This is a genomic window from Cupriavidus sp. Agwp_2, assembly GCF_040784895.1.
GTDB lineage: Bacteria > Pseudomonadota > Gammaproteobacteria > Burkholderiales > Burkholderiaceae > Cupriavidus.
The window spans coordinates 2,182,092-2,203,350 of sequence record NZ_CP088083.1; the positions used below are offsets into that span (position 1 = coordinate 2,182,092).

The following is a 21,259-nucleotide window of genomic DNA, read 5'->3' on the forward strand; positions in this document are numbered from 1 at the left end:
TCAACTCTGCGCGGCGCGCGGCACGATGCCGGTCGCCATGACTTCGCCGAACGGCCCGGACAGCACCTTGCCCGGCAACTTCTCGCGCACCGAGCGCGGCAGCAGCGGAAACACCAGTTCGGCAAAGCGGTAGGCTTCTTCCAGGTGCGGGTAGCCGGACAGCACGAACGTGTCGATGCCGAGTTCGGCGTACTCGCGCATGCGTTCGGCGACGGTGTGCGGGTCGCCCACCAGCGCGGTGCCGGCACCGCCGCGCACCAGGCCGACGCCGGCCCACAGGTTGGGGCTGATTTCCAGCGCCTCGCGCGTGCGGCGCGTGCGACGCTCAGCGCCCGCATGCAGCGCGGCCATGCGGCGCTGCCCTTCCGAATCCATCCTGGCGAACACCGCCTGCGCGCGCGCCACGGTCTCGTCGTCGAGGCGGCTGATCAGGTCTTCGGCGGCGGCCCACGCGGCGGCATCGGTCTCGCGCACGATCACGTGCAGGCGGATGCCGAACCTGACCGTGCGGCCGTGCTTTGCCGCGTGCCGGCGAACATCTTCCAGCTTCTGCGCGACGTCGGCCGGCGGTTCGCCCCAGGTCAGGTAGGTATCGACCTGCTCGCCCGCCAGCGCATGCGCCGGCGCCGACGAGCCGCCGAAATACACCGGCGGATGCGGCCGCTGCAGCGGCGGGTAGAGGACGCGCGCGCCCTTCACGCTCAGGTGCTTGCCCTGGTAATCGACCTGGCCGCTGTCATGGCTGGCCGCCAGCACGTCGCGCCAGATGCGCAGGAATTCTGCCGAGGCCTCGTAGCGCTCGCTGTGGTCGAGGAACAGTCCATCGCCTTCCAGCTCGGCGGTGTCGCCGCCGGTGACCAGGTTGATCAGCAGCCGTCCGTTGGAGAGGCGATCGAACGTTGCCGCCATGCGCGCCGCCAGCGTCGGCGCCATCAGGCCCGGGCGCACGGCCACGAGGAACTTCAGGCGCTGCGTCACGGCCGACAGGGCCGACGCCGCCACCCACGGGTCTTCGCAGGAACGCCCGGTGGGAATCAGCACCCCTTCATAGCCAAGCGTATCGGCGGCCACGGCGACCTGCTTCATGTAGTCGAAATTGACTTCGCGCGCGCCTTCGGAGGTGCCGAGGTAGCGGCTGTCGCCGTGGGTGGGGATAAACCAGAATACGTGCATGCCGTTTTCCTTGTTGTTGTGCGAGGCCTAAGCGACGTCTTGGCGCTGCATTAGCGCTGCGCCTGCTGCTGCGGTACGTCCCACCGCGCGTCGGCCACCTTGACCGGCTTGGGGATCAGCTTGAGCGCGTGGAAGGCATCGGCGATGCGCTGCTGCTCGGCCAGCACGTCGGCGCTGACCGGGCGCGCGCCGTAAGAGAAGCGCGACACGGCCAGTTCCAGCACATCGGCAGGCAGGCCGACTTCGCCGGTCAGCACGGCGGTCGCGTCCTTCGGATTCTTTTCGGCCCAGGTGCCCAGCGTGGCGAGTTCATCCAGGATCAGGCGCACAATTTCGGGCCTGGCCTGTGCGTAGGGACGCGACGCCAGGTAGAACTGGTGGTTGCTGACCACGTTCTTGCCATCCGCGCCACGGCCATCGGCCAGCACGCGCGCGCCAAGCTGCTTCTCGGCGGCTGCGAGGAACGGGTCCCAGATCACCCACGCATCGACCGAGCCGCGCTCGAAGGCGGCGCGCGCATCGGCGGGCGGCAGGTAGACCGGCTGGATATCGCCGTACTGCAGGCCGGCCTTCTCCAGCTGGCGCACCAGCAGGTAATGCACGTTCGAGCCCTTGTTGAAAGCCACGCGCTTGCCGCGCAGGTCGGCCACCGAGCGCAGCGCCGAGCCCTTGGGCACGACGATGGCCTCGGCGGTCGGCGCCGGCGGTTCGTTGCCGACGTAGACCAGTTGCGCCCCGGCGGCCTGTGCGAAGATCGGTGGGGCCTCGCCCACGGTGCCGAAGTCGACGGCGCCGACATTGAGGCCTTCCAGCAATTGCGGGCCGGCCGGGAATTCAGTCCACCTGACGGTGATGCCTTGCGGCGCCAGCCGCTTTTCCAGCGTGCCGCGCGCCTTCAGCAGCGTCAGCGTGCCGTACTTCTGGTAGCCGATGCGCAGCACCTTGGCGTCGATCTTCGATTGCGCTTCGGCGCGGCCGGGCAGCAGGCCGTAGGCCAGGCCGGTGGCGGCCACCAGCGCGGCGATAAACAGGCGGCGGCGCAGCGAGCCGGCCGGCTTGATAATGGTGGTCATGCGATTTCCTCCGTGGCCGGTCAACCGCCGGCGCATGTTCTGAAGTCGGGACAGCGTGAATGCGCGGGCAGCAACCCGCCCTGCCTGCCCGGGTTGCCGGTGGCATGGTTGGCGGCGTTGCTGCCGCGGCGCCGGACTGGCCGGCGCCCAATGCATCAGGAATTCAGATCAGGCGGTACATCGCTCCGCCACCACGGCGGCAGCGGCGGCGCGCTGCACGAAGGCGCCGGGCATAACGTCGAGCGCGTCGAGCGGAACCTCGATGCGGGCGTGGGCCAGTGCGTCGCGCACGCGCAGCAGGCCTTCGTCGAGGCGGGCGGACAGCGCGGCGTCAAAACGCGCCTGGCGCACGCCGCCGGAGTCGGAATAGGCGGAGGTGTCGATCTGCTGGTCCACGGCAAAGATGCCGGGCAGGATCTGGCGCGAGCCCAGCGCGGACAGCACGGGGCGCAGCGCGTAGTCGATCGCCAGCGCATGGGCGAGGCTGCCGCCAGTGGCGATCGGCAGCACGATCTTGTCGCGCAGGCCGGTTTGCGGCAGCAAATCCAGGAAGGCCTTGAGCAGGCCGCTGTAGGCGGCCTTGTAGACCGGCGTGGCCAGCACTACCACCTGGGCCTCGGCCACCGCGCGGGTGGCGGCGGCAATCGCGTCATCGTCCACGCGCGCTGCCAGCAGCGGACCCGCCGGCAGGTCGCGCAGGTCCAGGTGGCGGGTGCGTTCGCCGGCAGCCTCCAGCGCGGTGCGCAGGTGCGCCAGCACGAAGCCGGAGCGGGACTGGACCGACGGGCTGCCGGAGAGCGTCAGGATGGACATCGGGGCTTCCTTCTTCTGTTGGGCCGGCTCGGTGCCGGGCCGCCCCACGCGGCCCCGCCCGCCGGCCTCATGGGTTATTTCTTGCCGGGCTGGTAGACCTGGTCGAACGAGCCGCCGTCGGCGAAGTGGGTCTTCTGGGCCTTTTGCCAGCCGCCAAACACTTCATCGATGGTGAACAGCTTGACCTTGGGGAAGTTGGCTGCGTACTTGGCCGCCACCTTCTGCGAGATCGGACGGTAGTAGTTCTTTGCGGCGATCTCCTGGCCTTCGTCGGTGTACAGGAACTGCAGGTAGGCCTCGGCGGCCTTGCGCGTGCCCTTCTTGTCGACCACCTTGTCGACCACGGCCACCGGCGGCTCGGCCAGGATCGAGATCGACGGCGCGACGATCTCGAACTTGTCCGGACCCAGTTCCTTGATGGCCAGGATGGCTTCGTTTTCCCAGGCCAGCAGCACGTCGCCCAGGCCACGCTCGACGAACGTGGTGGTGGCGCCGCGCGCGCCGGAATCCAGCACCGGCACGTGCTTGAGCAGTTCGCCGACGAACTCGCGCGCCTTGGTTTCATTGCCGCCCGGCTGGCGCAGCGCATAGCCCCACGCGGCCAGGTAGTTCCAGCGCGCACCGCCCGAGGTCTTCGGGTTCGGCGTGATCACCTGCACGCCAGGCTTGACCAGGTCGCCCCAGTCCTTGATGCCCTTGGGGTTGCCCTTGCGCACCAGGAACACGATGGTCGAGGTGTACGGCGCGGCGTTATGCGGCAGGCGCTTTTGCCAGTCCGGCTTGATCAGGCCCTTCTCCGCAATGGCGTCGACGTCATAGCCCAGCGCCAGCGTCACCACGTCTGCGTCCAGCCCGTCGATCACCGAACGGGCCTGCTTGCCGGATCCGCCATGTGACTGGCGCACGGTCACGGCATCGCCGCCCTGGGCCTTCCAGGCCTTGGCGAAGGCGGCGTTGACGTCGACGTACAGTTCGCGCGTCGGGTCGTAGGAAACGTTGAGCAGGCTGGTCGCCGAAGCGGTCTGCGCCGCGCCCAGGGCGCCCAGGACTGCCAGGCCGATGGCCAGTTTGCGGATCATGTGTGTTGCTCCCGTCTGTCGTGAATGGGCGCCAGGCGCCTCTGGTTGCTTTGCCCGCCGTCGGGGGCGGGCTTGTGTCAGGAGCAAGACTACCGACGGGGCTATCTGAACGGAACGAATGGTTTCGCCGATCCTTTGCTGTTTTTTGCATAAGATCGGACGGAAATATCGGCATGCCGCCATATGGGGACGATGGGGGCGCCAGGTGGCCGGAGGTGGCGCAACCGGCACGCACAAAAGAAAACGCCCGCACCGGCAAACCGGTGCGGGCGAAGTTTCCATTCCGGAAACGGGTAGACAAGTCATGAAGAGCGCCCCCGCATCTCCATGACAAGACAAATGGTATCGGGTCGCCGCGGCATCCGGTTTGATCGCGGTCAAGTCCGGAACAACCCGCAGCGAATCGCCGTGTGGGGCTTCAGCCGCCCTGGCGCGCCAGCAGGTCCGCCATTTCGTCGGCGTGTTCTTCTTCCACCGCCAGGATCTCTTCCATCATCCGGCGCGAAGTGGGGTCGCGCTCGCCCAGGAACTTGATGATCTCGCGATAGCTGTCGATGGCGATGCGCTCGGCCACCAGGTCTTCCTTGATCATCTCGGTCAGGTTGTTGCCCGGCACATATTCGGCATGCGAGCGGCTGGTGAGGCCGTCCGGCGCGAAGTCGGGCTCGCCGCCAAGCTGGACGATGCGCTCGGCGATCTGGTCGGCATGGCCCTGCTCTTCATTGGAATGGGCCAGGAATTCTTCGGCGACGCTCTTCGAGTTCGGGCCCTGGGCCATGAAGTAGTGGCGGCGATAGCGCAGCACGCAGACGATTTCGGTGGCCAGCGCATCGTTCAGCAGCTTGAGCACCGTCTCGCGGTCCGCCGTATAGCCCGCGGTCACTGCACCCTCGTCGAGGTGCTTGCGGGCGCGCTCGCGCAGGGTCTTGACGTCTGTGAGGAAGGACTTGTCGGTCATGGATTGGCTCCTGTGGGGATGGCTGCATCGCGGCGCAGCGCTTTGTAAGGAAACTCAACCCTTTTGCAACGCGAAAAGTGTGCCACTTGGAAAACCGCATGCGGCCCGGCGGTTGGCGGGGCGGAACCGGGCAGCGCCGTGAAAAAATTGCACGGTGCGGCACTCCCTTACATGGCGAGGGAAGCGCGACATGAAAAAAGGCCCTTGCGGATCCGCAAGGGCCTGGCCATGAGACCGCCGGCTCGGGCCGGGCTTAGTGGACGGACCGCCCGAACGTGAACTCGCCGTCCACGTAATCCACCGGCACCACATCCTTTGCCGTGAACTTGCCTTCCAGGATGGCGCGCGCCACCGGATTTTCGATCTGCTGCTGGATCGCCCGCTTGAGCGGACGCGCCCCAAACACCGGGTCGTAGCCTGCGCTGGCGATCTTCTCCAGCGCGTGCTCGCTGACCTCCAGCGTCATGTCCATGCGGGCCAGGCGGGCCTGCAGGCGTTGCAGCTGGATGCGCGCGATCGACTCGATGTTCTTCTGGTCCAGCGCGTGGAACACCACGACTTCATCGATCCGGTTCAGGAACTCCGGCCGGAAATGCGTGCGCACTTCCTGCCAGACCGCGCCCTTGATTGCTTCCTGCGGCTCGCCGCTCATCGCCTGGATGATCTGCGAACCCAGGTTGGACGTCATCACGATCACCGTGTTCTTGAAGTCCACCGTGCGGCCCTGGCCATCGGTCAGGCGGCCGTCGTCCAGCACTTGCAGCAGCACGTTGAAGACGTCGGGGTGGGCCTTCTCGACCTCATCGAGCAGCACCACACTGTACGGCTTGCGGCGCACGGCCTCGGTCAGGTAGCCGCCTTCCTCGTAGCCCACGTATCCCGGCGGCGCGCCGATCAGGCGGCTGACGCTGTGCTTCTCCATGAATTCGCTCATGTCGATGCGGATCAGGTGCTCTTCGGAGTCGAACATGAACTCGGCCAGTGCCTTGCACAGCTCGGTCTTGCCAACGCCGGTCGGGCCCAGGAACAGGAACGAGCCATAGGGCTTGTTCTCGTCCGCCAGCCCGGCACGCGAGCGGCGGATGGCATCGGACACCAGCCGCACCGCCTCGTCCTGCCCCACCACGCGCGCATGCAGGCGGTCTTCCATCTTCAGCAGCTTCTCGCGCTCGCCCTGCATCATCTTCGATACGGGAATGCCGGTCGCGCGGCTCACCACTTCGGCGATTTCCTCGGCGCCCACCTGCGTGCGCAGCAGCTTGTTGGGCTGTTTCTGCTCGCTGGCTTCGGCGTCGGTCGCGGCCTTGAGCTTGCCTTCCAGGCCCGGCAGCTTGCCGTATTGCAGCTCGGCCACCTTGTCGAGCTTGCCTTCGCGCTGCAGCCTGGAGATCTCCAGCTTGATCTTCTCGATCTCTTCCTTCAGCGCGGCCGTGCCCTGCGCGGCGCCCTTCTCGGCCTTCCAGATCTCGTCGAGGTCGGCGTATTCCTTCTCCAGGCGCGCGATCTCCTGCTCGATCAGGTCCAGGCGCTTGAGCGAGGCTTCGTCGGTCTCTTTCTTGACCGCTTCGCGCTCGATCTTGAGCTGGATGGTGCGCCGCTCGAGCTTGTCCATCGCCTCCGGCTTGGAGTCGATTTCCATCTTGATGCGCGCGCCCGCCTCGTCGATCAGGTCGATCGCCTTGTCGGGCAGGAAGCGGTCGGTGATATAGCGATGCGAAAGCTCCGCCGCGGCGACGATGGCCGGGTCGGTGATCTCCACGCCGTGGTGCAGCTCATACTTCTCCTGCAGCCCACGCAGGATGGCGATGGTGGCTTCCACCGTGGGCTCGTCGACCAGCACCTTCTGGAAGCGGCGCTCCAGCGCGGCGTCTTTCTCGATGTACTTGCGGTATTCGTCCAGCGTGGTCGCGCCGATGCAATGCAGCTCGCCGCGCGCCAGCGCCGGCTTGAGCATGTTGCCCGCGTCGATCGCGCCCTCGGCCTTGCCCGCGCCGACCATCGTGTGGATCTCGTCGATAAAGACGATGGTCTGGCCCTCGTCCTTGGCGACGTCGCTCAGCACCGCCTTCAGGCGTTCCTCGAACTCGCCGCGGTACTTGGCGCCAGCCAGCAGGCCGGCCATGTCGAGCACCAGCACGCGCTTGTTCTTCAGGCTCTCGGGCACTTCGCCGTTGACGATGCGCTGCGCCAGCCCTTCCACGATCGCGGTCTTGCCCACGCCGGGTTCGCCGATCAGCACCGGGTTGTTCTTGGTGCGGCGCTGCAGGATCTGGATCGCGCGGCGGATCTCGTCGTCGCGGCCGATCACGGGATCGAGCTTGCCGATGCGGGCACGCTCGGTCAGGTCGATGGTGTACTTCTTCAGCGCCTCGCGCTGGCCTTCGGCGTCGGCGCTGTTGACGGATTCGCCGCCGCGCACGGCCTGGATGGCCGACTCCAGCGACTTGCGGCTCAGGCCGTTTTCGCGCGCGATGCGGCCGGCGTCACCCTTGTCGTCGGACACGGCAAGCAGGAACAGCTCGCTGGCGATGAACTGGTCGCCGCGCTTGAGCGCTTCTTTCTCCGTGGCGTTGAGCAGGTTGACCAGGTCGCGGCCGATCTGGACCTCGTTGGTGCCCTGCACCTGCGGCAGGCGCTTGATGGCGGCGTCCAGCGCCGTCTGCAGGCCCTGCACGTTGACGCCGGCGCGTGCGAGCAGCGCGCGGGCGGCGCCGTCGTCCTGCGACAGCAGCGCGCGCAGCACATGCTGCGGGTCGATGTATTGGTTGTCGTTGGCCAGGGCCAGGCTTTGCGCTTCAGCCAGCGCTTCCTGGAACCGGGTGGTCAGCTTGTCAAGACGCATAGGATTCCCTCTCTCGGATAGGTCGTGTCCTGATGCGGGGGGCGCCGGCTCCGGGCTTTACCGCCGGGTTGCCTGGATGCCCTGCCGGACACTGGATATCCGAAAGATAAGGCTTTGTCGCGACATTTCAAGGACTGAGACCGCATGTCGTCGAGTGCAGCAAACGATACGCAGCGGACTCCGTAATGCATCTTGCTATGCCGCCCGGCTCCCGCTGCCTTTGTCCTCCAGGTTGCGCACCAGCACCAGCGACTCGCCCTGCACCACCACGCGGCCTTCCTCCCCGGTGACCACGCTGGCCAGGTTGACCAGGTCCTTGCCGGCGCGCAGGCGGACGATGCGCACCTGCGCCGTCAGCGGTTCGTCGAGCCGCGCGGCCGACGCCAGCCGCAGCGACTGCTTCATCCAGCCGGTGCCGCGCCCGGGCAGGCGCGTTCCCAGCAGGTCAGAGAACATGCCAGCCAGCAGTGGCAGCGGCACGATCGCGCCGCCGAACCCTCGCCCGCGCGCGAAGGCAGGGTCGGCGTGGTACGGGTTGGCATCGCCGGTCAGGGCCACATACTCGTCGATATCGGCCGCGGCAAAAGCGCGGGTGGCACTGGCGGACTGTCCGGGGCGCAGGCCGTAGAGCGTTGGGTCGCCCTCGCCCTCCGGCTGCGCGCCCGGCCACGATGGCAACCGGCCAGGTGCCGCATCGGCCAGCCACAACGATTCGCCTGCGGCCGCGACGCGCGGCGCCGCGCCCGGGATGCCCGCGCTGACCGTGGTGCCGAAGCCCGCCAGTCCCGCCTGAGGCCGCGCGACCAGCGCAAACGCCACCGCATCGCCGACGAAGGCCGGCGTCGGGAACATCAGCGTCTGCACCACCGGCAGCGCGGGCGCGGCCAGCTCCCGCCACGTATGGGCGCACAGCAACGAAAACAGGAACATGCCGTGCGCCACCGTGGCACCGAAATGCGTGCCGCGGGCAAAGGCCGGATCGCAGTGGATCGGGTTGTCATCGCGCGACAGCACGGCGAAGCGGTCAAAGTCGTGTTGCGTCAGCACGCGCGGCATGGCGTCGGTCATCAGTTGGGCACCTCTACGGTCGAAGCATTGACGGTAATCGCATTGCCCGGCGCGGGTGTGGCAGCGATCGGTGGGACATTGGACGGCAGCAGCGTGGGCGCGGGCGTGTTAAAGGTGCCGCCGCGCGGCGTGGTGCGCACTACCTGCGATGGCGGCAACGCCTTGCCGGAGGTCAGGTTGTCGTAGACAGCGTCGAGCGCACGGTTCAGGTAGACATGGAGCGGCACATAGCGGTTGCTGTAGCCCGGCACCAGTCCGATGAAGGCATCGAAATGCTGGGCGTTCTCCACCTCGATGTACGACAGCTTGCTGGTCACGCCCTCCTTCTGCCGGTTCAGCCCCAGGTACGGGCGCGAAGTATGGTTCACCGGCAGCAGGCCGTCGCTGCGGCCATGCACGATCACCGCCGGCTTGCCGCGCAGGTTACCGTTGCGCAGCGTCAGCGCCTGGCCCGCCTGCAGTGCGCGCGCCGCGGCGTCGCTGCCGGCCAGCAGCTTGCGCAGGCAATCGGCGCCATCGTAGTTGAGATCGGTGCGGCCGTTCGATGCCGACACGGAAAACAGGTTCAGGTACGGGCCGTGCGTCGGGTCGAGGTCGTTGATCAGTTGCACTGTCGGCGGCTGCGGCGGGATGCCGTTGCCGGTGGCGAACATCGACGCCAGCGCCGCGGGTGCGATCGCAGCGGGCTTCAGGTCGGTCAGCGTATTCGCAAAGCTGTAGCCGCACAGCTTGTCGGTCACGCTCGCCTGCGCGTAGGCGTTGGCGTAGGTCACGGTAATCGCGGCAGCCGTGTCGAATGCGGCCAGTGACGGGTGCAGGTCATCGGATTCCGGCTCCCAGCCCGCAGCATGCAGGGCCTGCAACGCGCTGGCGCTCTGCTCGTTGGTATTGGCGCCGCTGACCAGCCCCTTTTCCGCGAGCGTGGTGCAGCGTGCGGCAAAGAATGGCTCCATGGTCGGGTTGTTGTAGAACGGGGACTGCGTCAGCGCGGTAGTCCGCGCGGCGCAATGCTGCAGCAGGTTCGCCGTGCTGGTGTAGTCATACAGCGTGCGGCCCGAGGACAGGACCTGCACGCCGCCGCGCTGCACGACGACGCCCGTGTCTGGCGGCATGTTGAGATTGGGCTCGCCTACGGCCACGCCGTCGATCAGGCCATCGGCGTCCTGTTCGGCCGCGGCCACCGCGGCGCCGCCGCCGTTGGACACGCTTGAGGCAATCACCAGGATCTTGCCCTTGTCCATGCTGCGCTGGCGCGTGCCGTTGGCAGACACCGCACCGAAGCGGTCGTTGATTGCCCAGATCGCGAACTCCACCGCCTGCAGCGTGAACTTGCCCCAGTCCTTCTCCGGGTTGCGCTGAGAATGGGCGTGCTTGAACGCGAGCCGGTGCGGGCTGGCGGCGGTGAAGTCGGCGAGCGACGTGGCGCCGGCAGGCGCGGCGAACTGCGCATTCTTGCCGGCAGCAGCGCGCGTGGTGCGCGTGCCGTCGATCAGCGGCACGGTATCGGTGTCCAGGTCGTGCGGCGCGGCACCGGTGCCCTTGTCGGTGTAAGCCACCGCGCAGCCGCGCTTCAGCCCCCATTCGCCGGTGGCGATGGCGCCGTACACGCCGCGCGAGCCCGACGACGTGGCGGTGATCACGCACGGCCTCGCGGTATCGAACGTGGCGGGTATCTGGACCAGCATCGTCACGTTCTGCTGTCCTGTGCCGTCGTCCGAATACGCCAGGTATTCCACGCCGGCGACCTTGCCTTCCGAGCCGGTGACATTGCCCTGAGCGTCCACGTTGGGGCCGTACAGCGAGCCGTAGCCGCCAGCCGCGGTGGTATCGACAATGGCGCGGTAGTTGGCGTAGATCGCATAGCGCCGCAACTCCGCCGCGGTCGGCGCGGTGGCATTGGCCGGCACCGGGGCTGTAGCGCTGGCGAGTCCGTCCTTGCCCAGCCCCGCGGTCAGCAGGTCGTCGCTGCTGCCGTTGTAGCTGTTGACGGTGACCGTGCCGATATACGCGGGCTTGGTGTTGGGGTTGTTTCCGTTGCCATTGTTGTCATCGCCCGAGCCGCAGGCAGCGGCCAGCATGGCGGCGGCGATGGCGAACACAGTGCGGCGCAGGCGGCTTTCTTGCAGCGGCGGAAACTGCTTGGAATGCATGTCACCCTCCTTCTGTCGCCCCGTGTCGGGGCGGTAGAGACGAACGTCAATGGAGAACAGCGGAGACTGCGGACAGCGGACAGCGGAACTGCAGGAAATGCAGGAAATGCGGGAGATGCGTATGGCGGGGTGTGGCGCGTCAGCCGGAAAACCTGGCGCGCAGCTTGTGCTTTTCCACCTTGCCGGACGGCGTGCGCGGCAAGGCATCGACAAAGCGCACGTGGCGCGGCACCTTGTAGCCTGCCAGCTGCGCCTTGCAATGGGCGATGACCTGCTCGGCATCGAGCGTGGCGCCGGCGCGCAGCACCACCAGCGCCATGCCGGTCTCGCCCCAACGTTCGTCCGGCGTGCCGATCACGGCGGCCTCGGCCACGCCCGGCAGCTGGAACAGCACGTTCTCGACTTCGGCGGGATAGACGTTCTCGCCGCCGGAAATGTACATGTCCTTGGCGCGGTCGACGATGTAGTAGTCGCCCTCCTCGTCGCGCCAGGCGATGTCGCCGGAATGCAGCCAGCCGTCGCGGATCGCATTGGCAGTCGCTTCGGGCAGGTTCCAGTAGCCGGGCGTGACGCCCGGCCCCTTGATCAGCAGTTCACCACGTTCGCCGGGCGCGACGTCGTTGCCGAGCGGGTCGGCGATGCGCGTCAGCATCGATCCAACCGGCTTGCCGATGGTGCCGATCTTGCGGCGCGCGGTGGCTTCGTCGCAGACAAAGACCGTGGGGCCGGTTTCGGTCATGCCAAAGCCGAAGCAGATGGTCACGCCCTTGGCCAGGTAGGCTTCCAGCAGCGGCCGCGGCACCGGCGAGCCGCCCGCCGACATGTTGCGCACGCCGGAGAAGTCCGCTTGCGCAAAGCCTGCGTGCTGGCTCAGGAACAGGTAGACCGCGGGCACCGCGAAGAACATGGTGATGCCCTCGCCCGAGTTGCGGTCGAGCCGGTCCAGCACGACCTGCGGCTCGAACTGCCGCATGATGTGGACCGTGCCGCCGGCATGCAGCACCGGGTTGGCATACAGATTCAGGCCGCCGGTATGGAAGAACGGCAGCACGTTCAGGAACACGTCGTCGCGCGTGATCTTGTTGGCCAGCATGGCATTGACGGCGTTGAAGAACACCATGCCATAGGTCTGGATCACGCCCTTGGGCTTGCCGGTGGTGCCGGAGGTGTACAACAGGTGCCAGGCCTCGGATTCGTCGCGGCACGGCATCTCGATGATGCGTCCGGAAGCAGCATCGAGCACGGCTTCGTATTCGGTCCAGCCACCTGGTACGTCGGCCGCCTCGTCATCGGCAAGATGCAGTACCGCGCGCAGCGGCACGGTACGCGCCAGTTCGGCGGCAACGGCAAGGAAGCCGTCGCCGGCGACCAGCACCTCGGGCGTGCAGTCCTGCAGGATCGGCAGCAACTCCGCCGCGGGCAGGCGCCAGTTCAGGCACACCATCACCATGCCGGCCTTGGCGCAGCCATACAGCATCTCGAAATAGTCGGAGCTGTTATGCGCGAGCACGGCGACGCGCGTGCCCGGCGCCAGTTGCAGGCCCTCGGTCAGGTATTCGGCGAAGCGGCTGGCGCGCTCGTCGAACTGGCGATAGGTCACCCGGCGTCCGCTCTTCACGTCCACCAGCGCGACCTTGCCGGGAGTGTGCTGCGCGTTCTTGTGCAGCCAGTCGATCACGTACATTGCGCGGGTCTCCGCTCAGGTTGCCACGTCCTGCACGGCACGATTGCCGCGCAGCCGCCCCACCACGCCTTGCGGGAAGTAGTAGACGCTCAGGATAAACAGCAGCCCCAGCCACAGCAGCCAGCGGTCCGGATGCAGCAGCGACGACAGCAGCGGCAGCGCCGTGGTGGCGTCGCTGGCCAGCTTCATCACGTCCTGCAGGTAGGTCTGGGCCACCAGGAACAGCACCGTGCCGATCACCGCGCCGTAGATCGTACCCATGCCGCCGATCACCACGATCAGCAGGATGTCGACCATGATCTCGAACGACAGCGAGGTATCAGGACCGTTATAGCGCAGCCACACCGCCATCAGCACCCCCGCCAGCGTGGCGAACATCGCAGACAAGACCGTCGACACCGTGCGGTAGACCACAGTGCGGTAGCCGATGGCCTCAGCGCGAAAGTCATTCTCGCGGATCGCCTGCAGCACGCGGCCGAAAGGCGAGTTGACGATGCGCAGCAGCAACAGGAACAGCACCAGCGCGCCGGCGAACACCAGGTAGTAGCTCAGCAGCTTGCCGGTCAGCGGCACGCCCAGCAACTCCGCGTCTCCGATCGAAAAGCCGGGGCGCAGCATCTCAGGCACCTTGAAGGTCAGCCCGTCCTCGCCGCCGGTCCACTCCGACAGCTGCGATACCAGCGTGGCGAACGCGGTCGCCACTGCCAGCGTGATCATCGCGAAGAAGATCGCGCGCACGCGCAGCGAGAACAGGCCGATCAGGAACGCCAGCAGCGCCGAGACCGCCAGCGCACCGACGGCGCCCACCGCGAGCGCGCCCCAGCCCGGCTCCATCCGCGACATCGCGATGGCGACGCCGTAGCCGCCGATGCCGAAGAACATCGTATGCGCAAACGAGACGATGCCAGTGTAGCCCAGCAGCAGGTCATAGCTGGCCACCAGCACCACGAAGATGCAGATCTTGGCTGCCATGTTCAGCGCGCGCGCGCCGGGGAAAGCGAACGGCGCGCAGGCCAGCGCCAGCAGGATCAGCAGCAGGATCACGGTCAGCACGCGGCTGCGCGGCAGGTCGCCGGAGAGAAGTCGGATCATGGTCGTGTCCTTCCGTTCAGCGCCGCGCCACCGGGAACAGCCCTTGCGGACGCCACAACAGGATCAGCATCATCAGCAGGATGTTGGAGAACAGCGCAACCTTCGGGAACAGGAAGCCGGTGTAGTTCGCCATCAGGCCAACCAGCAACGCGCCGACGAAGCAGCCCGTGGTCGAGCCCAGCCCGCCGATGATGATGACGATAAAGATGAGCACGTTCACCTGCGCGCCGATCGCCGCGGTGATGTTCTGCTGGTACAGCCCCCACAGCACGCCGCCCAGTCCGGCCAGGCCGGCGCCGACAACAAACACGCCGATGAACAGCCGGCGGATGCGGTAGCCGAGCGCTTCGACCATCTCGCGGTTCTCCACGCCAGCGCGGATCAGCAGGCCGATGCGGGTGCGGTTGAGGAGCAGCAGCATCGCGATAAAGATCACCAGACCGAGCGCCATCGCGATCAGCCGGTATTTCTCGATCGCGGCATCGCCCAGCAGCACCGCGCCACGGAACGTGGTGGGCACCTGCAGCGCGATGGTTTCCGGGCCCCAGATCGCCTTTATCAGTTGCTCGGCGACGATCATGCCGCCCATGGTAATCAGGATCTGCTTCAGGTGCTGTCCATAGACCGGACGCACCACCACGCGCTCGAAGAACAGGCCGACCGCGCCGGCGGCGACCATGGCGGCGGCGATCGCCAGCGCGAACACCGCCAGGTTCTGCACGAGGCTGTCCGCCTCCACCCAGCCTGCCATCGGCAGCAGCACCGATGCCGCCACGTAGGCACCCAGCGCGATGAAGGCGCCGTGGCCGAAGTTGAGCACGTCCATCAGGCCAAAGACCAGCGTCAGGCCGGAGGACACCACGAAGATGATCATCCCCATCGCCAGCCCGGCAATGGTCAGCGTGAGCCAGGTCGATGGACTGCCGACCAGCGGGAAGGCCAGCAGCATCAGCAGCGGCGCCAGGGCCAGCGGGGTCCAGTCGAGCCGGATCTTGGGCAGGGCTGCCGGCGCGGTGGCCGGCAAGGTCGTAGAAGTGGTCATTGGTCTCGTCCCGCGTTACTGGTGCGCCGCCAGCGACAGCCCCAGCAGTTGCTGCTGCAGCGCCTCATCGCCCGCCAGCGCCGCCATCGTCCCCGCATGCACGGTGCGCCCGTCATCCATCACCGCCACCGTATCCCCCACCGATTTCGCCATGTTGAAGTTCTGCTCCACCAGCAGGATCGACACGTCGGTCTGCTTCAGCTCGCGGAATACATGGATCATGTTCTGGATGATCGCGGGTGCCAGCCCCTTGGTGGGCTCGTCAACGATCAGCAGCTTGCGCGGCTCGATGATGGCGCGCGCCACCGACAGCATCTGCTTCTGCCCGCCCGACAGCACGCCGGCGCGCTGGTGCCAGAAAGTCTTGAGCGCCGGGAACATGCGGAACACCCAGTCCAGCCGCCGTTCGTCGATGGCGCCGTTGCGCGCGGCCAGGCGCATGTTCTCGGCCACCGTGAGGTCGGAGAACACGCTCATGTTCTCCGGCACGTAGGCAATGCCCGCCTGCGCGATCGACGGCGTGCTGTGGCGAGTGATGTCCGTGCCGTCGAAGGTCACCGTGCCCGTGCTCGCCTGCCACAAACCCATGATGGTGCGCAGCGTCGTAGTCTTGCCGGCGCCATTGCGTCCCAGCAGCATGGTCACGCCGCCGCGCGGCACGTCGAAGCTGACGCCGTGCAGGATGTGGTACGGGCCGATATGGGTCTGCACGCCCTGCAGCCGCAGGATAGGCGTGGCGTGTTGCGCGTCAGCCATGGTTGCCGCCCTCCTTCTCTTCCTCCGCCATGCCCAGGTAAGCCTGCTGCACTACCGGCGACGCGATCACCTCGGCGGGGTCGCCGTCAGCCACGAGCGTGCCGTTGTGCAGCACGATGATGCGGTCGGCCAGCGAGCGCACCACGTCCATCTTGTGCTCGACCAGCAGCACGGTCTTGCTGCGGTCCTGGCGGATCTCGCGGATCAGGTCCAGGATCACCGGCACCTCGTCCACGCTCATGCCCGCGGTGGGTTCGTCGAACATGAACACGCGCGGCTGCAACGCCAGCAGGATGCCGACTTCCAGCTTGCGCTGGTCGCCATGGGGCAGCGACCCTACCGTCAGGTGCTGCTTGCCTGCCAGCGCCACGCGCTCCAGGATCGCCAGCGCCTGCGCGCGCACGTCGCGGTCGCTGGTCCACAGCGAGAACAGGTCGATGCCGCGCTGCTGCCGCGCCTGCACCGCCAGCCGCACGTTCTCCAGCACGGACAGCTGCGGGAACAGGCTGGTCAGCTGGAAGGCCCGGCCGATGCCACGCCGGGTCTTCTGCGACACCGGCAGGCGCGTCACGTCCTCGCTGTCGAGCAGGATCTGCCCGGCAGTGGGCGGCAACTGCCCCGAGACCAGGTTGAAGTACGTGGTCTTGCCGGCGCCGTTCGGGCCGACGATGCAGGTCAGCTCGCCCGGCCGGAACGCGCACGACACCGCATTGACCGCGACATGGCCGCCGAAGCGGATGGTCAGGTCGCGCGTCTCCAGCAGCGGCCGGACGCCGGCCGCCGCGGCCGTGCCGCGCTGGGCCGCGGGCGACTGCGACGCCGGCAGGCCGGCAGAGCGGGCGGAGGGGGCGGAGGGGGCTGGCGCGTTCATCAGCGTTGGTTGCGCACGGGCACGTTCATTTCTTCGGGCTTGATCTCGCGCACGAGCTCAGGCACGCCCCAGGCAAAGGCCGGATCCACCTTGATCTTGAAGTGGTACATCGACTGCATCGCCTGGTGGTCTTCCTTGCGGAACGTCATCTTGCCCTTGGGCGTCTCGAACGACATGCCTTCCATCGCCATGATCAGCTTGTCGGTGCCGGTGTCGCCGTTGGTCTTCTTCAGCGCCTCGACCAGCGCGATGCCCGCGGTCATGCCGCCGGCGGTGAAGAAATCGGGCGGCGCCTTGAACTTGCTGTAGTGGTTCGACACCAGCCATTCGTTGGCCTTGTTCTTGGGGATGCCGAAGTAGTAGTACGTGGCGCCCTCCATGCCCGGGAAATTCTTGTAGCTGGTCATCGCCGGCAGGATGTTGCCGCCGGTGGCGATCTCGATGCCGTAGCGCTTGGGATCGAGATCGGCGATCTTGAACGGGTTGCCGGCACCGGCCCAGATGATGAAGATCACCTTGCGGCCGGGCTTGTCCTTGAGCGCATCGAACAAGCGCTGCGCGCCGGCAGTGAAGTCCGTCGTGCTGGTGGGCAGGTATTCCTCATGGACGATCCTGGCATTCTTGAGCGCGCCCTTGAACGCCTTCACGCCGTCACGGCCGAACGCATAGTCCTGCGCCAGCGTGGCGATGGTCACGCCAGGCTTGTCCAGCGCCACGGCGTTGGAGATCGCGTCCTGCGACGAATTGCGGCCGGTGCGGAAGATATAGCGGTTCCACTTGTCGCCGGTGATCGAGTCGGCGACGGCGGGCTCGACCAGCAGCACCTTCTTGTATTCCTCCGCCACCGAAAGCATCGCCAGCGCGGTGCCGGACGAGGTCGGGCCGACGGCGATATCGGCGCGGTCATCGCTGTAGGCGGCAGCAAGCTGCGCCTTGGCTACATCAGGCTTGCCCTGCGTATCCTTTTCGATCACCACCAGCTTGTTGCCGTTGACGGTCATGGTGCCGTTGGTGGCGTATTCCAGGCCCATCAGCAGGCCGGTCTGGGTCTGCTTGGCATACGCTTCCAGCGCGCCGGTCTTGTCGTAGACGTGGGCGATGCGGATGTCCTTGGCCAGTGCGGCGCCGGTGGCCAGAAGGCCGGCGGCCATGACCAGGGCGCGTATGGCGAAGGGGTTGCTTTGCATGGCTGTCTCCTGTGTTCGGTTTCTTTTTTCGTCGGAAGGGCTGGAACCTGCTGCAACTGCGTGGAATCTCTGCTGCCGGGCTACTCTCGCGTGCGCCCGGCAAGAAAGCGGCGCATGCCGTCGGCGCTCTCCGCGCTGGCAATCTGCGCGACGAAGGCGGCGCGCTCGCGCTCCAGGTCCGCCGCCAGCGCTTCGGCGTCCCAGCGCAGCAGCGCGCGGGTACGCGCCACGCTGCCGGGAACCTTGTCCGCCACGCCGCGCGCCAGCGCGATCGCCTCGGCCTCTGCCGCACCGGGTGCCGACAGCGCGAAGGCCAGGCCGTGCGCGACGGCATCCGGCGCCGCGACGACCGTGTTGTTCAACTGCCAGCCACGCGCCCGTGCCGGACCGGCCACTGCGGCAGCATCGCCGTCCAGCCGCCATCCGGGCTGAAGCCCACCACCGTGTAGAACGGGGCGATGCGCGCATCCTGCGCCAGTACGGCCATGTCGCACGCCAGCACCAGCCCGAGCGAACCGCCGGTCAGCCAGCCCTCGACGGCGGCCACTACCGGGCAGCGCAGCGCCGCGAGACGCAGGATCGAACGGTTCAGCAGCGCGAGCAGCTCGCTGGCGTAAGCGGCAATGCCATCGCCTTGCGCCGCGAAGGCCGCCACGTCGCCACCGGTCGAGAAATTGCGCCCGGCATGCGTCAGCACCACGGCGCGGACCGACGTGTCGGCCTCGATTTCGTCCAGCGCGCCCAGCAGGGCTTCCAGCAGGGCCGGCACGAGGCTGTTATGCCGCTGCGGCCGGTTCAGGCGCAGCAGCGCCACGCCGTCCCTGCGTTCGAGCAAGACCAGCGGATTTTCGGCCATGGTCATCGCGGCTGCAGGCCGTGGGCGATCAGGTCGAAGGCGGTGTCGACCACCTTCTCCATGGAGGCCGGACGCTTCCAGCGCGCATAGCGCATGCCGAGGAAGTTGCTGATGCCGATCAGGCACCAGGCGCGCACCTCGGCATCGCCGGGGACGATCTCGCCCTGCTCTTCGGCGCGCTCCAGCCGCCGGCTGTAGAGCTCGGCAAAGACCTGAAAATAGCTGCTGTAGATGGTCTCGTCCACCGAATACGAGTCCAGCACGATGCGGTACAGGTTCTTGTGGCGCGAAACGAATGAGAGAAAGGCCTTCAGGCCCAGCCGCTCGGCTTCCATCTGGCTGGCGGCGTTGGCCACGTGCTTGCGCAGGTGGGCGCGCACCAGTTCCAGCATATGGCTGACCAGCGCGCGGAAAATGTCTTCCTTGTCCTTGAAGTACAGGTAGAAGGTGCCCATGGCGACCTTGGCTTCCTGCGTGATCTCGGAGATCGACGCGGCGTAGTAGCCCTTCTCGCCGAACACTTTTTCCGCGGCGCGCAGCAGTGCCGCGCGGGTCTTCTGCCCCCGCGCGGTCTTGGGCGGGCACATGCCGCCGGCGCGGGCCATGCCGTGTGTTTCGCGGGCTTCGCCGACTTCGCCGACTTCGCCAGTCTCGGTCTGGGACATCTTGTCTCCGGTGGCGCCGAGCGCCTTGTCATTGGAATGCCAGCCGCTTCGGGTCACGCCGCAGGCACCTCCTCGCGCCTGCCGCCACCCCGGAAACCGATATGCAGGCAAAACCTGATATCTGATTCATGTTTCATCGTATAAATTGACCGGCATGGATGTCAATAGAGGGGCACCCTGCCCTCCGTTGCATCGCTTCCCACCCACTGCCTGGAGAGACACGCCGTTGGACGCTCCCGATTCGGCTTGTGTCAGTGCCGCCGCCCCGCCCTTTGCCACCCATCCGGCGCATGGCGCCTTGCCGGGCTGGCGCGAAGCCGGCGACGGCCGGCCGCTGCTGCTACTGCACGGCTGGTCGGTCAACGGCGAAGCCTTCGACGGCCAGCGCGCGCTGGTGCAGGCGGGGTTCCGGGTGATTGCGCCCGACCATGCCGGCCACGGACTGTCGAGGCACGGCACCGGCACCACTATCGCGGCGCTCGCCCGCGATGCCGCGGCACTGGTCGGCCACCTTCGACTGGCCGATGTGGTCGTGGTGGGCTGGTCGATGGGCGCGATGGTGGCATGGACGCTGCTGCGTGACCATCCGGGTTGTCCACTGGCGGCGGTCGGCAGCATCGACATGACGCCACGGCTGGTCACCGACCGGCAATGGCCGCACGGCCTGCATGGCCATTACGACATGGACCTTGCCAGGCAGATGGCGGCACGCATACGTGCCGACTGGCCGCGGCTGGCGCCATCGGTGGCATTGGGATTGTGGGCGGCAGGACGGCGCCCGGACGGCGCGGCGATGCGGCGCATTGCGCGGATGGCAGAGAGCTGCGAGGCCGCCACGCTGGCATCGCTATGGGAAGACATGGCAAGGCAGGATTTCCGCGACACGCTGCGCGCCGCGCGCCTGCCGCTGTTCCACCTGTATGGCGAGGCCAGCCGGCTATATGCGCCGGCGGTAGGCATCGCCACCCGCGCCTTGCAGCCCGGCGCGGGCCTGAGCGTGGTCGCCGACGCCGGCCACAGTCCGCACATGGAACAGCCGCAGGCATTCAATGCCGCGCTGCGCGCGCTTGTGGATCAGGCCAGCACGCGGTAAGTCCAGAGCCCCAGCGCGGTCAGCAGCAGCGAGCCGCCCAGGTGCAGCAGCAGGTGCATCGCTGCCCAGCCGTAATCGCCGGCAAGCAGGTTGGCAATCACCTCGCTGGAGAAGGTCGAGAACGTGGTCAGGCCGCCGAGGAAACCGGTGATTGCCAGCAGGCGCCATTCCGGCGGCAGGCCGGCGTGGGTATCGAAAAAGCCGACGGCCAGCCCGATCAGGTAGCCGCCCAGCAGGTTGGCAGCCAGCGTGCCGTACGGCAGCGCGGGGTTGAGCGCATTCCACAGCACCGAGAAGCCCCAGCGCAGCCATGCCCCCGCCGCGGCGCCGACGCCGACGGCAACAAACCCCATCGGACCCATCAGGGCTTGTCCTCGCTGACCTCGCCGCTGGCGTTGATCGACGCAATGCCCCAACGCTTCAGCGCGTCCTCATCGGTCACGCGCGCATCGACCCAGCGCGCGCCTTCCGGCGTTTCTTCCTTCTTCCAGAACGGCGCTTCGGACTTGAGGTAATCCATGATGAATTCGCAAGCCGCGAACGCATTGCCGCGATGCTTCGATGCGACCGCGACCAGCACGATCTGGTCGAGCGGCAGCAGCGGGCCGACGCGATGGATGATGGTCACGCCCAGCAGTTCCCAGCGCGCGCTCGCCGCCGCCTCGATCTGCGCCAGCGCTTTCTCGGTCATGCCCGGGTAGTGCTCCAGCTCCATCGCGCTGACGGCGCTGCCCTCGCTGACATCGCGCACGGTGCCGATAAAGCTGGCGACCGCGCCGACCTGCGGGTTGCCGGCGCGCAGTGCCGCCACCTCGGCGCCCAGGTCGAAATCCTCGCGCTGAACCCTGACGCTCATC

At 67.2% G+C, this 21,259-nt stretch carries 20 protein-coding genes; 1 reads left to right on the top strand and 19 read right to left on the bottom strand.

Features of this window, described 5'->3' with window-relative positions:
* From ssuD to LPA45_RS10330, 17 genes are all read right to left on the bottom strand, one after another.
* Positions 1-1,173: an FMNH2-dependent alkanesulfonate monooxygenase gene (gene ssuD / locus LPA45_RS10250; RefSeq protein ID WP_317921143.1), complete on the bottom strand. Its 1,173-nt coding sequence runs from the start codon at positions 1,171-1,173 to the stop codon at positions 1-3.
* 50 nt (positions 1,174-1,223) lie between these two features.
* Positions 1,224-2,246: a sulfonate ABC transporter substrate-binding protein gene (locus LPA45_RS10255; protein ID WP_317921144.1), complete on the bottom strand. Its 1,023-nt coding sequence runs from the start codon at positions 2,244-2,246 to the stop codon at positions 1,224-1,226.
* Between the two features lie 168 nt (positions 2,247-2,414).
* On the bottom strand, positions 2,415-3,059 hold the full coding sequence (gene ssuE, locus LPA45_RS10260) for an NADPH-dependent FMN reductase (RefSeq protein WP_116320484.1): 645 nt from the start codon (positions 3,057-3,059) through the stop codon (positions 2,415-2,417).
* A 74-nt stretch (positions 3,060-3,133) separates the two neighbouring features.
* Complete coding sequence (locus LPA45_RS10265; protein ID WP_116320483.1) at positions 3,134-4,138, bottom strand: sulfate ABC transporter substrate-binding protein; 1,005 nt, start codon at positions 4,136-4,138, stop codon at positions 3,134-3,136.
* A gap of 418 nt (positions 4,139-4,556) precedes the next feature.
* The gene (locus LPA45_RS10270) at positions 4,557-5,096 is read right to left on the bottom strand and encodes a bacterioferritin (RefSeq protein ID WP_116320482.1); all 540 of its coding nucleotides are present in this window, start codon (positions 5,094-5,096) and stop codon (positions 4,557-4,559) included.
* 253 nt (positions 5,097-5,349) lie between these two features.
* Positions 5,350-7,938: an ATP-dependent chaperone ClpB gene (gene clpB, locus LPA45_RS10275; RefSeq protein WP_317921146.1), complete on the bottom strand. Its 2,589-nt coding sequence runs from the start codon at positions 7,936-7,938 to the stop codon at positions 5,350-5,352.
* 195 nt (positions 7,939-8,133) lie between these two features.
* Positions 8,134-9,006, bottom strand: a complete 873-nt coding sequence (locus LPA45_RS10280; RefSeq protein ID WP_317921147.1) for a MaoC/PaaZ C-terminal domain-containing protein — start codon at positions 9,004-9,006, stop codon at positions 8,134-8,136.
* Positions 9,006-11,156, bottom strand: coding sequence for a D-(-)-3-hydroxybutyrate oligomer hydrolase (locus LPA45_RS10285; protein WP_317921148.1), 2,151 nt, complete (start codon positions 11,154-11,156; stop codon positions 9,006-9,008). The genes LPA45_RS10280 and LPA45_RS10285 overlap by 1 nt, the downstream gene beginning before the upstream one ends.
* 139 nt (positions 11,157-11,295) lie before the next feature.
* Complete coding sequence (locus tag LPA45_RS10290; protein ID WP_317921149.1) at positions 11,296-12,840, bottom strand: long-chain fatty acid--CoA ligase; 1,545 nt, start codon at positions 12,838-12,840, stop codon at positions 11,296-11,298.
* A gap of 15 nt (positions 12,841-12,855) precedes the next feature.
* Complete coding sequence (locus LPA45_RS10295) at positions 12,856-13,932, bottom strand: branched-chain amino acid ABC transporter permease (RefSeq protein WP_317921150.1); 1,077 nt, start codon at positions 13,930-13,932, stop codon at positions 12,856-12,858.
* A 16-nt stretch (positions 13,933-13,948) separates the two neighbouring features.
* Entirely contained in the window at positions 13,949-14,974 is a 1,026-nt protein-coding gene (locus LPA45_RS10300; RefSeq protein ID WP_317921151.1) for a branched-chain amino acid ABC transporter permease, read from the bottom strand.
* 15 nt (positions 14,975-14,989) lie between these two features.
* Positions 14,990-15,730: an ABC transporter ATP-binding protein gene (locus LPA45_RS10305; protein WP_317921153.1), complete on the bottom strand. Its 741-nt coding sequence runs from the start codon at positions 15,728-15,730 to the stop codon at positions 14,990-14,992.
* A complete protein-coding gene (locus tag LPA45_RS10310; RefSeq protein WP_317921207.1) occupies positions 15,723-16,493 on the bottom strand; it encodes an ABC transporter ATP-binding protein in 771 nt (256 codons plus the stop codon). The genes LPA45_RS10305 and LPA45_RS10310 overlap by 8 nt, the downstream gene beginning before the upstream one ends.
* 107 nt (positions 16,494-16,600) lie before the next feature.
* On the bottom strand, positions 16,601-17,788 hold the full coding sequence (locus tag LPA45_RS10315; protein WP_317921154.1) for a substrate-binding domain-containing protein: 1,188 nt from the start codon (positions 17,786-17,788) through the stop codon (positions 16,601-16,603).
* Positions 17,789-17,868: 80 nt separating this feature from the next.
* On the bottom strand, positions 17,869-18,150 hold the full coding sequence (locus LPA45_RS10320; RefSeq protein ID WP_317921155.1) for a hypothetical protein: 282 nt from the start codon (positions 18,148-18,150) through the stop codon (positions 17,869-17,871).
* On the bottom strand, positions 18,147-18,650 hold the full coding sequence (locus tag LPA45_RS10325; protein ID WP_317921156.1) for an enoyl-CoA hydratase/isomerase family protein: 504 nt from the start codon (positions 18,648-18,650) through the stop codon (positions 18,147-18,149). The genes LPA45_RS10320 and LPA45_RS10325 overlap by 4 nt, the downstream gene beginning before the upstream one ends.
* Positions 18,647-19,309, bottom strand: a complete 663-nt coding sequence (locus LPA45_RS10330) for a TetR/AcrR family transcriptional regulator (protein ID WP_317921157.1) — start codon at positions 19,307-19,309, stop codon at positions 18,647-18,649. The genes LPA45_RS10325 and LPA45_RS10330 overlap by 4 nt, the downstream gene beginning before the upstream one ends.
* A gap of 226 nt (positions 19,310-19,535) precedes the next feature.
* On the opposite strand from LPA45_RS10330, the gene LPA45_RS10335 reads away from it, so the two are divergent.
* On the top strand, positions 19,536-20,402 hold the full coding sequence (locus tag LPA45_RS10335; RefSeq protein WP_317921158.1) for an alpha/beta fold hydrolase: 867 nt from the start codon (positions 19,536-19,538) through the stop codon (positions 20,400-20,402).
* Here LPA45_RS10335 and crcB read toward each other — a convergent pair.
* A complete protein-coding gene (crcB, locus tag LPA45_RS10340) occupies positions 20,384-20,764 on the bottom strand; it encodes a fluoride efflux transporter CrcB (protein WP_116320473.1) in 381 nt (126 codons plus the stop codon). The genes LPA45_RS10335 and crcB overlap by 19 nt on opposite strands.
* Entirely contained in the window at positions 20,764-21,258 is a 495-nt protein-coding gene (gene moaE / locus LPA45_RS10345) for a molybdopterin synthase catalytic subunit MoaE (RefSeq protein ID WP_317921160.1), read from the bottom strand. Before moaE ends, crcB begins: the two co-directional genes overlap by 1 nt.
* Position 21,259 lies beyond the last annotated feature (1 nt).

What these genes read in the sequence shown, in the direction of transcription:
- LPA45_RS10305 (WP_317921153.1), bottom strand. Translation starts at nt 15,730, where the DNA reads ATGGCTGACGCGCAACACGCCACGCCTATCCTGCGGCTGCAGGGCGTG.
- LPA45_RS10265 (WP_116320483.1), bottom strand. Translation starts at nt 4,138, where the DNA reads ATGATCCGCAAACTGGCCATCGGCCTGGCAGTCCTGGGCGCCCTGGGC.
- moaE (WP_317921160.1), bottom strand. Translation starts at nt 21,258, where the DNA reads ATGAGCGTCAGGGTTCAGCGCGAGGATTTCGACCTGGGCGCCGAGGTG.
- crcB (WP_116320473.1), bottom strand. Translation starts at nt 20,764, where the DNA reads ATGGGTCCGATGGGGTTTGTTGCCGTCGGCGTCGGCGCCGCGGCGGGG.
- LPA45_RS10315 (WP_317921154.1), bottom strand. Translation starts at nt 17,788, where the DNA reads ATGCAAAGCAACCCCTTCGCCATACGCGCCCTGGTCATGGCCGCCGGC.
- ssuD (WP_317921143.1), bottom strand. Translation starts at nt 1,173, where the DNA reads ATGCACGTATTCTGGTTTATCCCCACCCACGGCGACAGCCGCTACCTC.
- LPA45_RS10295 (WP_317921150.1), bottom strand. Translation starts at nt 13,932, where the DNA reads ATGATCCGACTTCTCTCCGGCGACCTGCCGCGCAGCCGCGTGCTGACC.
- LPA45_RS10325 (WP_317921156.1), bottom strand. Translation starts at nt 18,650, where the DNA reads ATGACCATGGCCGAAAATCCGCTGGTCTTGCTCGAACGCAGGGACGGC.
- LPA45_RS10330 (WP_317921157.1), bottom strand. Translation starts at nt 19,309, where the DNA reads ATGTCCCAGACCGAGACTGGCGAAGTCGGCGAAGTCGGCGAAGCCCGC.
- LPA45_RS10290 (WP_317921149.1), bottom strand. Translation starts at nt 12,840, where the DNA reads ATGTACGTGATCGACTGGCTGCACAAGAACGCGCAGCACACTCCCGGC.
- LPA45_RS10285 (WP_317921148.1), bottom strand. Translation starts at nt 11,156, where the DNA reads ATGCATTCCAAGCAGTTTCCGCCGCTGCAAGAAAGCCGCCTGCGCCGC.
- ssuE (WP_116320484.1), bottom strand. Translation starts at nt 3,059, where the DNA reads ATGTCCATCCTGACGCTCTCCGGCAGCCCGTCGGTCCAGTCCCGCTCC.
- clpB (WP_317921146.1), bottom strand. Translation starts at nt 7,938, where the DNA reads ATGCGTCTTGACAAGCTGACCACCCGGTTCCAGGAAGCGCTGGCTGAA.
- LPA45_RS10255 (WP_317921144.1), bottom strand. Translation starts at nt 2,246, where the DNA reads ATGACCACCATTATCAAGCCGGCCGGCTCGCTGCGCCGCCGCCTGTTT.
- LPA45_RS10280 (WP_317921147.1), bottom strand. Translation starts at nt 9,006, where the DNA reads ATGACCGACGCCATGCCGCGCGTGCTGACGCAACACGACTTTGACCGC.
- LPA45_RS10270 (WP_116320482.1), bottom strand. Translation starts at nt 5,096, where the DNA reads ATGACCGACAAGTCCTTCCTCACAGACGTCAAGACCCTGCGCGAGCGC.
- LPA45_RS10300 (WP_317921151.1), bottom strand. Translation starts at nt 14,974, where the DNA reads ATGACCACTTCTACGACCTTGCCGGCCACCGCGCCGGCAGCCCTGCCC.